Origin of the sequence: Spongiimicrobium sp. 3-5 (assembly GCF_046557915.1) — a bacterium.
In the GTDB taxonomy this organism is placed as follows: Bacteria; Bacteroidota; Bacteroidia; order Flavobacteriales; family Flavobacteriaceae; genus JBHEBG01.
Genome location: NZ_JBHEBG010000002.1, coordinates 362,490 through 379,002 on the forward strand (window position 1 = coordinate 362,490; position 16,513 = coordinate 379,002).

The 16,513-nt window shown below is 40.7% G+C and carries 16 protein-coding genes; 8 read left to right on the forward strand and 8 right to left on the reverse strand.

The window, feature by feature from the left end; all coding sequences use genetic code 11:
- Positions 1–49: 49 nt before the first annotated feature.
- From ACEQ81_RS09745 to ACEQ81_RS09755, 3 genes are all read left to right on the forward strand, one after another.
- Positions 50–574, forward strand: a complete 525-nt coding sequence (locus tag ACEQ81_RS09745; RefSeq protein ID WP_411030693.1) for a hypothetical protein — start codon at positions 50–52, stop codon at positions 572–574.
- Positions 575–705: 131 nt separating this feature from the next.
- Complete coding sequence (locus ACEQ81_RS09750; RefSeq protein ID WP_411030694.1) at positions 706–1,617, forward strand: LytTR family transcriptional regulator DNA-binding domain-containing protein; 912 nt, start codon at positions 706–708, stop codon at positions 1,615–1,617.
- Positions 1,618–1,705: 88 nt separating this feature from the next.
- On the forward strand, positions 1,706–2,854 hold the full coding sequence (locus ACEQ81_RS09755) for a serine hydrolase domain-containing protein (protein WP_411030695.1): 1,149 nt from the start codon (positions 1,706–1,708) through the stop codon (positions 2,852–2,854).
- Between the two features lie 125 nt (positions 2,855–2,979).
- Here the strand turns inward: ACEQ81_RS09755 and ACEQ81_RS09760 are convergent, their stop codons facing one another.
- Complete coding sequence (locus ACEQ81_RS09760; protein WP_411030696.1) at positions 2,980–3,867, reverse strand: LysR family transcriptional regulator; 888 nt, start codon at positions 3,865–3,867, stop codon at positions 2,980–2,982.
- A gap of 232 nt (positions 3,868–4,099) precedes the next feature.
- On the opposite strand from ACEQ81_RS09760, the gene ACEQ81_RS09765 reads away from it, so the two are divergent.
- Positions 4,100–6,748 (forward strand): DUF5916 domain-containing protein, encoded by a 2,649-nt coding sequence (locus tag ACEQ81_RS09765; protein WP_411030697.1) that lies wholly within the window; start codon positions 4,100–4,102, stop codon positions 6,746–6,748.
- Positions 6,749–6,774: 26 nt separating this feature from the next.
- Positions 6,775–7,470, forward strand: coding sequence for an aspartate/glutamate racemase family protein (locus ACEQ81_RS09770; RefSeq protein WP_411030698.1), 696 nt, complete (start codon positions 6,775–6,777; stop codon positions 7,468–7,470).
- A gap of 341 nt (positions 7,471–7,811) precedes the next feature.
- Here the strand turns inward: ACEQ81_RS09770 and ACEQ81_RS09775 are convergent, their stop codons facing one another.
- The 5 genes from ACEQ81_RS09775 to ACEQ81_RS09795 all read right to left on the reverse strand — a co-directional run bounded on the left by ACEQ81_RS09775 (position 7,812) and on the right by ACEQ81_RS09795 (position 11,185).
- A complete protein-coding gene (locus ACEQ81_RS09775) occupies positions 7,812–8,930 on the reverse strand; it encodes an acyl-CoA dehydrogenase family protein (RefSeq protein ID WP_411030699.1) in 1,119 nt (372 codons plus the stop codon).
- A 27-nt stretch (positions 8,931–8,957) separates the two neighbouring features.
- A complete protein-coding gene (locus tag ACEQ81_RS09780; RefSeq protein ID WP_411030700.1) occupies positions 8,958–9,551 on the reverse strand; it encodes an OsmC family protein in 594 nt (197 codons plus the stop codon).
- A 129-nt stretch (positions 9,552–9,680) separates the two neighbouring features.
- Entirely contained in the window at positions 9,681–10,544 is an 864-nt protein-coding gene (locus ACEQ81_RS09785) for a helix-turn-helix domain-containing protein (protein WP_411030701.1), read from the reverse strand.
- Between the two features lie 125 nt (positions 10,545–10,669).
- Positions 10,670–10,948: a hypothetical protein gene (locus ACEQ81_RS09790; RefSeq protein WP_411030702.1), complete on the reverse strand. Its 279-nt coding sequence runs from the start codon at positions 10,946–10,948 to the stop codon at positions 10,670–10,672.
- A 33-nt stretch (positions 10,949–10,981) separates the two neighbouring features.
- Positions 10,982–11,185 carry a hypothetical protein gene (locus tag ACEQ81_RS09795; protein ID WP_411030703.1) on the reverse strand — a complete coding sequence of 68 codons (204 nt, stop codon included), beginning with the start codon at positions 11,183–11,185 and terminating at the stop codon, positions 10,982–10,984.
- Between the two features lie 233 nt (positions 11,186–11,418).
- Between ACEQ81_RS09795 and ACEQ81_RS09800 the strand changes: the two genes are divergently transcribed.
- Both ACEQ81_RS09800 and ACEQ81_RS09805 read left to right on the forward strand, forming a co-directional pair.
- Positions 11,419–12,066, forward strand: coding sequence for a PQQ-binding-like beta-propeller repeat protein (locus ACEQ81_RS09800; RefSeq protein WP_411030704.1), 648 nt, complete (start codon positions 11,419–11,421; stop codon positions 12,064–12,066).
- Positions 12,017–12,601: a PQQ-binding-like beta-propeller repeat protein gene (locus tag ACEQ81_RS09805; RefSeq protein WP_411030705.1), complete on the forward strand. Its 585-nt coding sequence runs from the start codon at positions 12,017–12,019 to the stop codon at positions 12,599–12,601. Before ACEQ81_RS09800 ends, ACEQ81_RS09805 begins: the two co-directional genes overlap by 50 nt.
- Before the next feature lie 13 nt (positions 12,602–12,614).
- On the opposite strand, the gene ACEQ81_RS09810 is transcribed toward ACEQ81_RS09805, so the two are convergent.
- Positions 12,615–14,840 (reverse strand): DUF5916 domain-containing protein, encoded by a 2,226-nt coding sequence (locus ACEQ81_RS09810; protein WP_411030706.1) that lies wholly within the window; start codon positions 14,838–14,840, stop codon positions 12,615–12,617.
- Between the two features lie 247 nt (positions 14,841–15,087).
- On the opposite strand from ACEQ81_RS09810, the gene ACEQ81_RS09815 reads away from it, so the two are divergent.
- Positions 15,088–15,981, forward strand: a complete 894-nt coding sequence (locus tag ACEQ81_RS09815; protein WP_411030707.1) for a sugar phosphate isomerase/epimerase family protein — start codon at positions 15,088–15,090, stop codon at positions 15,979–15,981.
- A gap of 28 nt (positions 15,982–16,009) precedes the next feature.
- On the opposite strand, the gene ACEQ81_RS09820 is transcribed toward ACEQ81_RS09815, so the two are convergent.
- Positions 16,010–16,510 (reverse strand): MarR family winged helix-turn-helix transcriptional regulator, encoded by a 501-nt coding sequence (locus tag ACEQ81_RS09820; RefSeq protein ID WP_411030708.1) that lies wholly within the window; start codon positions 16,508–16,510, stop codon positions 16,010–16,012.
- Positions 16,511–16,513 lie beyond the last annotated feature (3 nt).

Here is a 16,513-nt window from a genome sequence, read left to right on the forward strand (position 1 = left end):
TAATCCTTTGCCATCCAAAGCAAATCGTTAACTCTAAATACCTTCCAGTATGTCTGTAATGCGAGTGCTAAAGCAGCTTTTACGTGCCCTATTGGCGCTGATCGTGCTTTTTTGTCTTGCACAGTGCAGAACTGGCAAGGAACCCAGTGCCTTTGACCAAAGTATAAGCTCTCATTTTGGTGACATGCATTTTTCCAAGGTAAATTTTAAGACAAATGGCAGTGTAAAATCTTTGGGGTATACTTACCATGAAGGACAGGGCAGTATACATGATAGGAAAGGCAAATCCTTTGGCTACAAGTGGGCTGCAGTAGGCCTAATTAAAAATGGTTTGCTGGCAGTGTATATTGGTACGGAACGTATGGAAAAAGGTACCGATGTGCTGCTTACCCAAGAGGAGGTGCGCAAGGTAATAGACCTGTGCACCGATAAGACAGACCGTGACGAAATCTGGGACTGCCTAGACCGTGTCATTGCCAAAGCAATTTCGGACTGCGAACTTAGTTTTGTTAAAGCCCCCTGTTTAGAAAACTGTTGGTGGGATAGCAATGCATGCAAAGATTTGCCAGATTGATCTTTAACAATTACAATTAGCAATTAGCAATGAACAATGAACAGTTGATTGTGAGCAGTTAACTATTACCTCAATGGAGATACTACTTAAGTGAAACGGGGCAGAAAGTAAACGAAAATTTTTAGGTGAAAATGGTAACAAACCAAAAAAAGGAATATCTTTTGGGTGCGGATGTTGCCTACAAAAATGCTACGATGAAATTGCTTAAGTCCATAAATTATTGGCGCCTTCTAGAACCTATTTTATTGGGCTCTGTAGCCAATATGGTTGTCAATTTTGTTTTTGACCCCTCCAATCCCGATTTCATTCTGAAAGAATTTTTAGTAGCCATTGCCTTTTCCGTTCCCATTACAGAACTGTATCGGCTTATAGATTTGCGGCTCGAAAAGAAATATAGTTGGACAATAAGCCCCAAAAAACGCTTTGGTTATAACCTGCTATATCTTACCCTTGCCCTCCTCTTTACCATTAATGTACTTGGCAATGCCTATATCGTAATCATTGGGGATGATTTCTACACCTGGCAAGAACTACTTACCATAAACCTGATCACTTTTTTTGTTGCCCTGCTACTTACCTTGGTAAAATGGACGACCCATTTCTATAAAAAATGGAAACTGACCGCTATGGATTTAGATAAATCCGACCAAAAGTTCAACGAGTTATCATCTAAACTGGACCCTAAATCGCATTCCATTAAACTTTTAAGGAAAAACGATGAGTACATTTCACAAGTAAAGGATATCCGCATGGCGAAAAGCGAGTTTGGGGTAGTAAAAGTATTTATGGTCAATGGCGAATTTTATATTTTTCACGGTACGCTCAGTAAATTGGCTTCGCTTTTACCAGAGGAATTATTTTTTCCGGTTACCCGTAGCCTTATTATACATCACCAAATAATAATTTCCATAGCATCTTCAACTTATGGAAAAGTATCCGTAAAGGTCGAAGAAATGGATATTGATATTTCCAATGTTACGGTCAGTAGACCCAAAGCTTCTACATTTCGGAAGTGGTATCATAGCACTTTAACCCTAAATTGATAGCAACTTACTGTTTTTGATCTCCCCTGGCTTTAAAAAATGAGGGATGTAAATTTTCTTTGTGGAACATCATTTAAAAATTGAACACATGAAAATTGCACACAAAAATTTTATCAAAATCACTTTATTGGTATTGTTGGGCGGTCAGTTCCCCCTTCTCGCTCAAGAAGCTCCACACCGCAAGTTGCGGACCATACAGAAGTTTATGGACGATGCCACGGCAAAAAACCTTACTGGTCTTGCGGTTTACATTAAAGGCCCAAAATATGGCGAATGGGTAGGCGTATCGGGTTATTCGGATCTGGAAAATAAGGTACCCCTTAAGCCCAATGATATTTTTGGTCTGGCCAGCATCGGTAAAACGTATAATGCGGTAGCCATACTTAAGATGGTTGACAAAGGCAAATTAAACCTGGATGATAGGATACGAAAATACTTGCCCAAGGAGATTATAGACAATATACCCAATGCCAATGTTGTAACCGTTAGGCACTTGTTAGGCCATACCAGTGGCTTTAAAAATTACAACCGCGACCCCAAGTTAAACGAACTTTACCTTACCGGAAACTTAAAGCTAGATACTTTAAGCCATATGAATGTACTCCGTAGATACGGATACGGACCTGCCCAGGAACCGGATGTACTGGGAGTGTACAATTATAGCAGTACCAATTACTTACTGTTGAGTATGATAATGGACAGCATAGTACCACAAGGGCATGCTACTTATCTACGCCAAAACATTATAGCCCAATATGGTTTAAAAGATACATACTACAAAGAAACCCCACCAAAGCGATTGGTAAATCATTATGGAGATATAAATCAGGATAATATCATTGAAAACCTGTCAGCTGAGACCATAGAGACCACAAATTGGTACAGTGGGGATGATGGCGTGTACGCTCCAATTTCAGAAGCAGCTCATTTTATGGAAAAACTGTTTGCCGGCGAAATTCTTAGCGAAGAAATTTTAAAGGAAATGACCACGCCAGACAATGATAAGGATCCGGACTATGGCTTAGGTATAATGATCGATAAATCGTTTCCATATAAATTGCTTATGGGCCACTCTGGCAGGGGTATAGGCATTACTACAGACCTCTATTATTTTCCAAAACAACAAATGACCATTGGTATTTTCTGCAATACCGGTCTCCGTTCTGCCGGACCGGCCTTTAAAAAGACTTATTATAAGATGCGTACGAAGCTTATCAAAAAATTGTTTTTGCTCTAGTTTAGTCGAAGCCGAAGGCTCATCGTTTTACTAAAACGTAAGGCGGTGGGCACTAGGCTATATAGTTGTGTTACCTAGTTTTACTAGGTTGATGGTAAATACTCGTTTAGAACAAACTACGGATACTACGAACTAAAATCCTCTTCGAAACTTGAAATAAAATCGTGGATATATTTTTTATTTCGATGTGCCTGTTTCACCACCAGGTAGTGCTTACGTTTAAGTCCGTGTTTCCCTATTCGTTTAAAAACCAGATCTTCGGACAACTTAAATGATTTTAACTGCCATTTGGGTGCACACATAATACCCATATTGGCAGCAACCATTTCCAATGTAATTTCGGTAAAGGGTATTGCTGAGATTTTTTTAGGGTTTATTTTATTGGGTCGAAGTAAATGCTCATAGACCGAAACACCTTCTAATGGAAAAGAATTGATCAGCAAATGAACCGAAGCAAAATGGCTGGCATCCAGATACTCCAGGTCGTTCAACTTATTTTCTCGATGCATTATAGCTAGTATTTCATCCTCAAAAACCTCTATGTCCGATAATTCCTCAGATGCCGGCTTCGTGGTCATTAAGGCAATATCTATATCGCCCGACAATACTTGGGAAATGGTCTGATGCGTTGCTCCAAGGCTAAGATCTATTTCAATTTCTGGATAGAGAATAGCCATCTTTTGGATAAAGGCGGGGATAGTATGGAAAAAAGACTGGCATTCTGCACTTAATTTTATGGTTCCCTTGGAACCCTCCTTTATATTCTTAATAGTGCTGAAGCCTTCATCTATGGTACTAAAGAGTTTGTTTGCCAGCTTATAAAGTTCGCTACCTTCCTGGGTAAGCTCCCATTTGTTCCTTGTTCTATGGAAAACCTTAAAACCCAACCGCTCCTCTAGCTCGCGTAGCTGGTGACTAAGTGCCGATTGCGTTAAAAACAAACGTTCGGAAGAGTTGGCTATGCTGCCCTCTTCGGCAATGGTCTTTATGAGCCTAAAATATTTTAATTCCATAAGGCAAAGATACAAACCAGACCCTAAGTTGTAGTTGAAGTTTTCTCAACTAAGCCCTCAATTTTTCGCATATATGTCGTTTTACCGTGTAAAACTGGGTCCTCCCAGCAATACGGATACCCAGTGTGAAATCTTCTCATAGAACAGCTCAAAGAAGCTCAATTTTAAAAATTGTGCAGGCCCTGGCCTCCCAATACATTTGTTCCCAGAATTCAAAATTTCAAAACTAATCATGCATTTAAGGAAGATAATAGTAGCAGTAGGATTTGCATTAATGAGCGTTCTAGGATACACCCAAGAATCTGTTGGTATTGTAAAAAGAGTCTATACAACCCAACAAATAGGTAACGGGGAACTTCCTGTCATTGACGGGAAATTGGATGAGGTTGTCTGGAATACTGGAGATTGGGCCACGGATTTTATACAACGCGAACCCGATGAAAATGCAAACCCGACCGAGCAAACCAAATTTAAGATTCTTTATGATGCCAAATTCCTGTATGTTGCCTTTAGCTGTTTAGATACCCAACCCAACGGCGTAGTACGTAGGATGAGCAGGAGGGACGGTTTTGAGGGTGACTTGGTAACTTTGATATTGGATAGTTTTCACGATCTACGATCGGCTTTTTCCCTTACCATAACGGCAGCGGGAGTAAAAGGCGATAAGGTACTTTCTCTTAATGGTACCGTGGAAGACCTTACTTGGAACCCCATATGGTATGCAAAAAGTAGCAGAAGTAAAGAAGGTTGGACGGGCGAAATGAAGGTTCCACTGAGTCAATTGCGTTTTGGAGCCGCTAAAGATCAGGTATGGGGCCTTCAAGTGGTTCGTAACTATTTTCGGAACAACGAAACTTCGGTATGGCAAAGGGTTCCCTTGGATGCCTCGGGTTGGATAAGTGAGTTTGGTCAGTTGCATGGACTTAAAAATCTTAGGGCACAAAAGCAATTTGAAATTCAACCTTTTGCGGTAACCGCTTTGGAAACTTTTGAGAAAGAACCCTTAAATTCCTATAAAAATGCAAATGTGACCACCATAAATGCCGGAATAGACGGTAAAATTGGGATCACCAACGACCTAACGTTGGATTTTACGGTAAATCCCGATTTTGGACAGGTGGAGGCCGACCCGGCCGCAATAGCGCTAGACGGATTTCAACTTTTTTTTGAGGAACAGCGGCCTTTCTTTGTAGAAAATAAAAACATCTTCGACTACCAATTTTCCGCACCAATAATAGGCGGACCGTTTAGTAGTGACAACCTCTTTTATTCTAGACGAATAGGTAGAACACCGCAAGGTTCCGTACAAGGCATGGAAGGCCAGTTCGTTGATATCCCCGAGCGTACCACCATTCTAGGTGCTGTAAAATTCAGCGGAAAAACAAAGAACGGTCTCTCGGTTGCGGTAATGGAGACCGTAACTTCTGCTGAACGCGCCAGAATATCCGTCGATGGAAATGAGCGCAAAGAAATAGTTGAACCGCTTACCAACTATTTTATTGGTAGGGTTCAACAAGACTTTAACAACAAGAATACCTTTTTTGGAGGAATTATTACATCAACAAATAGAAGGCTTACGGATAATGTTGACTTTTTACATAAATCTGCCCAAACTGCCGGTCTGGATTTTATGCATCAATGGCAAGGTCGCACTTGGTATCTGGGAGCCAATATGGTAGTGAGCCATGTAAAAGGCAGTGCCGAGGCTATTCTAAATACGCAAACATCCATTACCCATTTATTTCAGCGGGTAGATGCAGATCATGTAGACGTAGATGACGAAAGAACATCGCTTACCGGAACCGGGGGTGATGTAAGGTTTGGCAAGGCGGGGAAGGGACATATAAAATTTGAGACAGGCCTTACCTGGCGTTCCCCGGAATTGGAACTTAACGATGTGGGCTTTTTACGAGAAGCGGATGACATCCAAAACTACGCGGGAATAACTTATAATTCTGTAGGGCCCTTTGGAATTTTCAGAAAGGCATCAGTAGGGTATAAGCATTGGCGGGCGTGGGATTTTGAGGGTAACTTTAATTATTTTGATTGGGATATTGAGGCCAATGGCATCTTTAATAATAACTGGAGCGCTACCCTAGGATGGTTCTCCCAACCACATATCTATTCCAAATCGCTACTAAGGGGAGGTCCTAGATTGTATCTGCCCGAGCAATATGGAGCTTGGTGGGCACTGGGCTCAGATAGTACAAAAAGACTCTTTTTTAATTGGGATGGATGGACAAAAACCGGTGATACGGATAGTTATTTTCTATTGGAAAATGGTATTAGAGTTACCTGGCAACCTTTAGATCAATTACAGATTTCCCTAGCTCCCCGATATTCGGCAATTAGACATCGAATACAATACAACGAGACGGTAAACTTCAATAATGAACAGTTATATATTATGTCGCGTTTAGATCAGGATACCTTTAGCATGGCTTTCCGATTAAACTATACCATAAACCCAAACCTGTCCATACAGTATTATGCCGAACCCTTTGTTACTACGGCCAGATATACTGATTTTGGTAAGGTGGTTGAACCTTTGGCTACCGTACAAAATGAGCAATTGGCTTTCTATAACCAACAACAACTGGCTCGTACCAATGAACAGGATAGGTTTTTAGTAGACGAAAACCAAAATGGTTTGGTAGATTATAGTTTTAGCAATCCAGATTTTTCCTTCGCCCAGTTTCGGTCAAATTTGGTAGTACGTTTTGAGTACAAACCGGGCTCCGAAATATTTTTGGTATGGGCACAGGATGTCGCGGACTTTGGCATGCCAAACGGAGGGGTTATAAACAGTTTTAGGGAGCAAATTTTTAATAAGCAAGCACGTAATACATTTTTAATCAAAGCTACCTATCGTTTCTTTTGAACGTTTGTGGCCAAAAACAAAAAGACATGAAGACAATTGGATTAATAGGAGGAATGGGTTGGCAATCGTCCAAGCTTTATTATGAGTATATCAACCAACAGACCAATGCACTTTTAGGCAGATCGCATATTGCCAAAAGCATTATGGTAACTGTTGATTTTGATGAAATAGAACAATTGACCGTTAAAGGGGACTGGGAAGCCATTGGCGCAATAATGAAAAAATCCGCACAGCAATTGGAGCGCGCAGGGGCAGACATTGTAGTGCTTTGCACTAATCTTATCCATTTGGTAAGCGATTACATAAAAGAAAATGTAAACATTCCCTTTTTACATATTGCCGAGGCTACCGGAGAGAAAATACAAGCACAAGGACTTAAAAAAGTAGCCCTGTTAGGAACAAAGTTTACAATGGAAATGGATTTCTATACCAAGATACTTAAGGAAGTCTATGGGGTGGAGGTAGTGATACCCGAGGAAGCGGATAGACAGATTATCCATACCATGATCTACACCGAGTTATTGAAAGGCCAATTTTCGGAATCCTCAAAACAAACCATTAAGGATATCATAATCAAATTACAAAAACAAGGGGCACAAGGGGTGGTTATGGCCTGTACGGAACTTTCAATTTTGGTACCGGACGGTGAAGTTACCTTACCCACCTTTGATACCGGGAAGATCCACGCGCATAAGGCAGTGGCATGGGCCAATGAACGATGAACAATTAACAGTTATCAGTTAGCAATTAGCAATGGACAATTAGCAGTTAACAGTTAACAATAAACAATTAACAATTAACAATTAGCAGTTAACAATAAACAATAAGCAATGAACAATAAGCAGTCAGCAATTAACCAAGATTATGTTACAGACTAAATATATAAACAACAGCTACAAAATAATTTTGAGGTTTCTTAATTGGTACATTGGGTTATTTACTAGGTTACTTTTCCCAGAGGGCGCCAATGGGCACATAGTGTTTCACAAATAAGAAGGGAAGTAAATAGTGTTCAGTGCACGCTATAAACCAAACACTACCTACTTTCAACCAATAACTGGTACTACATCAACCTTTCCCCAGTAAATCCGTACTGATCCCATTTGGGCAGTGGATGAAAAGCAGCGGCCTGTACATCCCTGAACAAACGTTCCAATTCGTTCTTTTTATAAAAACTTTGACCACCCATTGTCTCCATGGCCAAACTTACGGTTTCCTTACACAGTTCCGCTACATTGGTCTTAAGACTTAATATATTTACGGAATTGTCCTTTTCTATGGAAAAATCGAAATTATTGGTAATGGTACACATGGCCTCCCATTGTGTTTGCGCAGCTAGCAAACGGTTGTATAACCGACCAATGCAATATTTTAGATGTCCTTGATCTCTTGATCCCTTTTTTGCCTTTGCTAGAGTAATTTCAACAGCACGTTCCGCAATACCTACGTAGACCGACATAATAAGCGGCATGGCGACCGTTAAGACTACGTTCCATACCGGATGAAATTCATCCCTATTGCGTTCTAAGGAAATAGCCGTTTGTGGAACAAAGACCTTGTCAAAAGAAAGTCCGTGGGAACCCGTTCCTCGCATGCCCAAAACGTCCCAGTCTTCCATTACCGACACTCCAGGAGTTTTTGTAGGTACAGAAAAATGCAAAACTTTCCATTCTCCCTTCTCGTTACAATAAGGCGCACTGGTAATGGCCACATCGCCGCCGATAGATTGACTGGCAAAATGCTTTTGAGCGCTTAAGAGGTAACCACCTTCCACTTGGCGCAGTTCCCCATTGGAGCCCAACCAATCCCTTGCGCCTGTACTTACCAGTACAAGTTGTTCATCTGCAACACGCATAAGCATTTCCATACCTACGCCTTTCTTCTTATACTTCCAAACCGCTGCGGCTACTAAATGCTGATGCATAGAAAATGCCAAGGCTGTAGAGCCACAGGCATGCGCCAGACTTTTTAGGAGTAGGCACATTTCTTCATAAGTCATACCCAAACCTCCCAATTCTTCCGGTACCATGGCCGAAAAAAGACGATGTTTTTTTAGGACGCTGTAGTTCTCAATTACAAAACTCCCAGACGCGTCATGTTGTGCGGCTCGCTTGCGAAAGGCTATTTGTAATTCTGTGATGGTTTTGTTCGAAATTTTTTTTGTCTGTTCTAAAACTTCCATACTGTTTATGATTTATTGGTTATGTATTTATTTATTAGGTTTATCTGTAATTACGTCTATGGTAATTGGCAGTGTTTTTATTAAGGTTTGATAGATGATGCAACTCTTTTTGGATCCTTGTATCAATGTATTCAGTACTTTTTTGTTAAGACCCTTCGCAGCTACTTCCAACTCAACATGCATGGATTGAAAACCTACCGGAGTAGTAAGATCTATCCTCAGTGTTCCCCGTACATCTACCAAGGCCGATACCCGCACCCTGGTATAGGTAAGGGTAATATCGAACCGATTGGCGATCATTCTTAGGGTACTTTCTAAACAAGATGCCAGTGTAGCACAGAGCATATCGCCAGGATTGGGATGGTCATGATCTCCGCCCACAGCGCTATGAACACCAACCCTAAAGGGTACCTGTAATTCTTTGTTTATAGTGACCGTGGTTCTAAAAGGGTCATGAAGGTCCTTACCCAATACCTCGGCACAATCCGTAATCATGGCCAATTTGGGATCTTTCAGATATTGCTCGTTCAGTTTGGACTGTCTTAAGTATACCGGTGTTCTGTTATGGAGGATATTTGCTTTTCTCAGCAACCTCTTGGTTAAAAATAGTGTATTGGACATATCGCTTGTTTTAAATCAACAAAGCAAAACTATAGCGATTGTTTTTGGGCGTATGTGTTCCCAGGACCAAAAAATGTGCTACTAGGTCCGAATGACTTTAGGTCTAGTGGTACTTATGAAAAGGATAAGTTAATTAGCGGAAGATTTAAACTGATTTGGGGTAAGTTTAAAATGATTTTTAAATGATTTGATGAAGTGAGAGCTATTTTTAAAACCGCTCTCATAACAAACCTGGTTTACATTTAGTTCCGTGCTTCTTAAAAGTGTTTTAGCATAGCTGAGCCTTTTATCAATTAGCCATTTAGCGGGGGTTGTACCGAAATGACTCTTAAAATCGCGTTTAAAACTAGAGAGGCTCCTTCCACAAAGTTTTGCAAAGGCAGATATGGGAAGATCGTACTGAAAATTCCTATCCATCACATATTGCATACTGCTCTTCACAGATTGCCCAATGTTTCTAATCATAGTTTGAAACTCTTTGTTCCGTGGATTAAGGGTAATATTAAAGAGAAGTTCCTTAAACTTAATTTCCACAAGGTTCTGGGGTATGGATTCACCCAATTTCAAATAATTGAAGATGCTGTTTACCAAAGTTTCGAAATAGTGATCGGTATGTATCAGCGTTACATTACTTTCGGTACTCACCGCAGACTCATTGTCCGTTCCCAATAGGTTTTCCGCAATGAAATCCTTAATGAAGTCGTCGTTCATAAAAAACAACATTACACAATAATCGTTGTCCATGTATTGTTTGGTGGTGTATACGCCCTTTTTTACAAAGATCGCTTTGCCTTCCGTTAAGCTATACGTCTTTCCTGGGGTGATCCAATCCTTTTTGCCACTGATTACGTAGGTGATTAAGTGCGATTCTGTCCATAGTTGAAACTCTTCAACATTTAGCGGGCATTTATATTCTACCAACAAGAAATTGTTTCCTATCCGCTTATTGAATTTAGGATGCCGTTTAAAGTATTCGTAGATGTCAACGATCATGCTCTGGTGTGATTTTACGAAACAGAATCCAAGGAACTATCTGGATATTCATTATATCAAATATAATAATCCTTTCTGTTAGATGGTGGTCACTACCATGCAAAGTTGCTTCTCAAATTAGGCAATTACCGGCGTCTGCCATATAGGTCCAAAGTGTACAATAAACCAAGGTTAACCGTGGTCCATGATCTTTGATCCAATTCTACCGTGGTATAAGAAAGATTTACTTCGGTAGTTGTACCGAACAAATAGCCGAGCAGCGGCCTATAGTAAAGCCCTCCGTCATTGCCATCATTAATACCAAATGCATAACCACCTTCTATCCCAATAGAAAATGAGTTGGAAGGCCATATCCTGGCCGAAGCGGCCGTTGGTGCAAACTGTACGTCGGGTAGATCAACCAATACTGTTCCTGTCTGAAACGTTTCATGGAATCCCTATATGTAACTGGCCATTACGCCTAGGTCCACAACTTCTCCCAAGGCCCACATATGACCTATTTCCACGCCTACAACTACACCAACTTCATCATTAAAGTCATTGAACGGTAGCCCTCCCTGAATACCGAACTTAAGCCCTTCTTGGGCAAATAAACCAGTAGCGAATACACTTAGGGCAATGGTTAAAATAATATGTCTCATGGGTATGGGGTTTGGTTTGGTAAGCCAAAACTAAAATCTTCCTTGAAATAGCGATCATTTTTGTTGCAAAACAGGGCAAAAAGGTTGTGGAAAGGCAAATTGGGTATTTTTTGTATGGATTATAAGTACGGTTTATAAACACTAATTAACGTGGCTTTAAGCTAATTTTCCATCCGTCCTTATTATTTTTGACCCGTTATTTAATCTTATAAAAACCCTAAAGCACATTAGTAATGGCTAAAATTGTACTCCTATTTTTATTTGCGATCATAAACCAAACCCTCCTATTTGGGCAAGATAATGTTTTGTGGAAGTTTAAAACCGATGGTCGTGTATACTCCTCCGCGCTTCTTGTAGACAACGTTGTATATTTTGGAAGCGCAGATCATAATTTTTACGCTTTGTCCAAAGATTCGGGCAAAGAGCTATGGCGATTTAAAACCGAAGGAGCACTACACTCTTCAGCCGCTAGCTATCAGAACATGGTCTATTTTGGCAGTGCTGATGGGCATTTGTACGCCTTGCATAAGAATACCGGTAAATTAATATGGAAGTTTAAATCCGAAGGAGAAAAAAACTATGACCTCTGGGATTATTACCTGTCCTCACCATCGGTGGCCAATGGTACGGTCTTTTGGGGTAGCGGTGACGGCAACCTATACGCTATTGATGCCACTAGCGGAAACCAAAAATGGAAATACCAAACCGGCGATGTTGTGCATGCATCCCCTACAATTAATGGCAATAGGGTATACTTTGGAAGTTTCGACGGGTTCTTTTATGCGTTCGATAAGGGCAACGGAGCTGTCATTTGGAAATTTAATACTATTGGTGACTTACTTTCCCAAAGGAGAGGTTCAGAAGGCGGCTTTAATAGATGATGGTATTGTTTATTTTGGGAGTAGGGATTACAATATTTATGCTTTGGATGCGACTACAGGTACAGGAAACTGGAATATGAAAGAGCCTGGCGGGTGGGTAATTGCTACACCAACGGTTTACAAAGAGAATGTATACTTTGGTACGTCCGATGGACACGCTTTTTATGCAATGAACAAAAAATCGGGGAAGTTGTTATGGAAGACTCCACTTGCCATGAGAGCTTATGGGGCCGCCACCGTGGATAACGATATCATTTACTTTGGAACGTTCGACGGAAAACTTCTGGGGCTGGATTACGCTTCGGGTAAAGTGAAATGGGAATTCCAAACCGATAAAAGCAAACAGAATTACCACACTATATATGACGAAACCGGTCATTTTAAAAAAGGATTTCAGCTCTATGGTCCTAATTATTTGGCCACTGAGAAAAAAATTCATGCTTTGGGATCCATTTTATCTACCCCGGTAATTAAGGAGAAGGTTGTTTATTTTGGAAGTTCCGATGGCAACTATTATGCGGTGAAACTGAATTAAAATCGAAGCTACCCTAATTCAGGATATCAAATCTGTGGGTATATTTTACCGTAAAAATTTGATTGTTAAGAGCATCAATGAGGTCATCGTCCTTTACCACATTAAATACTACAAAAAGACCTGTATTTGCGTTTTGCAGCCATCCGAAGCGAGCATTTACTGAAGTAATGTTAGATACGTTGTTCCGCTGAATAAGACTCTGTACAAACATTCTAGGGGTAAACGAATAGGAAAGTCTTAGACCACTTACAAAGGCGGTTAGGTCTCCTGTTGGTAGCTTTATATCGCTATGGCTAAAAGTAAGGGAAGTATTAAACCTGTCGCCAATTCTATATCTTGCTGTGCCGCTGTTGGTAATTCTGTCGCCATTAAAATAACCACCAATAATGGTACGGGTATCCAGGGAAAAAGCATTGTTGGGGTTGGTTATTAAGATAAACTGTAGTTCCTGGTTCTTATAGTTGCCAACGGGTACGGTTACATCAGAAATATCAAAGTCTTCCAATACGCGCTCTGTGGTAAAATTAATTCCGGTATGGATCTCAAAACCACTTTTAAATTCCCAATGGTTGTCTATATGTAAAAATCCGGTGATCAGTTCATCATCAAAATTCCAATAGCCCCTATAGGAAACATGGGGGCGAATTTCGAGCAGGTTGCCCATATTTTTTACCCGATGTGCCTTTAGAATTAGAAATTCGGGCTTTTTAAACTCGGTGCGTTGTAAAAAACCTACCTCGGGGTTAAACCCACCGCCAACTTCGGTATACCCGGCCCTAAGGTCCCAACCATTCCAATTGTAATTTCCTAAAATCTTAAAAGCATGGTCTTTTTCCTCAATGCCCGGCGTAACGCTCTTTGCTACAAAACCATTTACTTCTGCTTTGTTTCCTATACCCCAGGTACCATCCATGGCAAAAACCCTATTGTAATCGTCTTCGGTGTCCCCTAATCCGGCCCTATTGATGAACATGCCCCCCAATGAGGAACGGGTACCCTGAAAATCGTGATTGGCCCGCACTACGGAATAATTATTTTTTTCAATGCTGGCTTCTTCCACATCGTCCGTAAACATACTTAAAAGTCCAACATTGGTATTGCCCACCTTTCCGGAGAGGCGTGCCCCACCAATTATAGGTACAAGGTCTCCATCGTTACCAATACCTATTCGTCGACTAAAAAACAGATCCACTTCTCCCGGGCTGCCCACGCTAAACTGTCCGGCATTCTCTAAAAAGAAGGCTCTTTTCTCAGGAAAAAAAAGATTAAAACGATCTAGATTTACCTGCTGGTCATCTACTTCCACTTGTGCAAAATCTGTGTTATACGTAAGATCTAGGGTTAAACTAGGGGTAATGCTATATTTTATATCGGCACCCACTTCAACATTGGTGTCGGTATCTGTTGGGGAAACCGCCTTGTTGTTCACTACCTGGGTCAACGCATAGGGAATCAACTTTAAATTGCCCGGATTTTTAAGGTTCAGACCATTTAATTTCCCTGCTAACGACAGCCGTTTCATATCAAAACCCAGTGGGAGGGAAGTCCAATACGAAGTTTCAGTATTCTTACTTATGTTTCTCCTAAAATTAAGCCCCCATGTTTTGTTTTCACCAGCTGCAAAGCGCAAAGAGCGCAAGGGAATGGCAAACTCGGCACTCCAGCCATAATCACCCAGCTGGGTTCTTACCGTCCAGGAAGCATCCCAATTTAGATTGGTACCCCCAATAACCCCGCCTTGCTGACGGTTGGTGTTAAAATTTCCTTTCCCTTCATTATCAATTTGTGCATCGTATTCCATTCCCTGGGCATTGGTCCCAAAAAGAAACCCATTTTGCTGATCGTTATAGGTATCTATGATAAAGAGGAAGCTGTCCTCGTCATTTAAATCGGCATCGCGTCTAGAATCCGATACTACAATTTTCCCAGGTTCACTGTCATAGCACACAACGGCAACATAAAAAGTGGTTTTGGTATAGGCAACGCGGATTATTGTTTTTTCCGAAACTGCTTGTCCATAATTTGGTCTAATTTGCACTAAATTATCTACTGACGGTACCTTTTCCCATAGAGCTTCTTTCAATATCTCCCCATCGACCTTCGGGTTTTCCGAAAGCTCGGTTATTTGGTATTGAGGTTTAACATTAGTACTGTTGTCAGTGTCTGATACTTGTCCGTAAGCAATGGAATGGAAAACAAGGAGGGTCGGTAAAAATACTCCAATAATTCTGATGTTCATATAGAGGTCAGTCTAATTTTTATCCCATAAATATACGTATTTAGAAATTGCGTTTCCAAAGTATAATCCTTTTGTAAAGAAATCGGTTATGCAGCTATCAATACCCATTAATTTTGTGAATAATACGGTCTTGGGGCTCACCGGATTGGCATGCATGGTTGTGGCATTAAAAAAATAATTTATCTTCATGCCCATATAAGTCTAGAGGAACTAGCATGTAAATTGTTATAAAGGCAAGTAAAGGATAATGGATAGAAGAAATTTTGTGAAACAGTCTGGTTTGCTTATGGCCGGTACTTTAGTTCCCTTTTCGGGTTTTGCTATGAATCGTACAAATAAATATAAGATGGGATTGCAGCTCTTTACCATCCGGGACGCCATGGAGCGAGACCCGATAGGTAGTTTAAAGACTGTACGGGCATTGGGGTATGAAGATCTGGAAATCTATGGTTATGATGGGGAAAATGGTACCTATTATGGTTTTAAATCGGCAGAGTTCAAACAAATTTTGGATGATCATCAATTAACCACTTCTAGTGGGCATTACGGCCTTTTTGAGTATTTTGACAAGTCGGACGAAGCCCTGGAACGCTATGTGGACCAATGTATAGCAGGAGCAAAAATTTTGAATCAACGCTATATTACATGGCCCTGGCTGGCTCCTAACTTTAGAACACTGGAGAACTTTAAAATATTATCCCAAAAGCTGAATACTATAGGAGAGCAAGTAAACAAGGCGGGCCTTGGTTTTGCTTATCACAATCATGGCTTTGAGTTCGAAGATCTGGGTGGGGAAACCGGTTATGATATTATTCTGAGGGAAACAGACCCTTCTTTGGTTAAATTTCAAATCGATTTCTATTGGGTGATGCACTCGGCAAAACAAAGCCCGGCAAAATTTATAGCAGACCAACCGGGGCGTTATGTGATGTGGCATATAAAGGACATGGATAAAATTACAAGGGATTATACAGAATTGGGCAATGGATCTATTGACTATAATGATATTTTGCCCCACGCAGAACGTTCTGGTCTGGAATATTATTTTTTGGAACAAGGTGGTAATTTTGCCAAAGACTCTTTGCAGAGTATTACCGATAGCGCGGCCTATTTTAAAGAAAACCTTCAGAAGTATTTATAATAGGAGGTATGTGACTGCAATTTTATAATTAATTCCCCAAATGCAACATCATTTTTTTTAGCAAAGTAGCCAGTGTCTCGTTTTCCTCTTTATTAAATATTGCTATAGCCTCACTGGCCTCATTAAATCTTGTTTCAATCGCCTTATCTATTATCTTCAGGCCTTTTTTGGTTAATCCGGCGCGCTTTATGCGACCGTCGCTTGGATCCTGGGCGCGGTATATTAGACCTAACTTCATCAATCTGTCCAACAGGGCCGTCATGGCGCCCGAAGTAATTAAAACCGATTGCATTAGCTGGGTCGGTGTAAGTTCAAAAGGCTTCCCAGAGCGTCTTAAAGTGGCTAGGACATCTAGATCTGTATAATGGATATTACTGTCTTGTAAGGCTAAACTGGCCCGTTTTTCCAATATTTTGCCCATCTTTAGGATACGGCCCACTACCAACATGGGCGAAGCATTCAAATCTGGCCGCTCCTCTTTCCATTCAAGCACCAGGGTATCCAATAAATCCGTTGTTTCTTCTTTCATGCT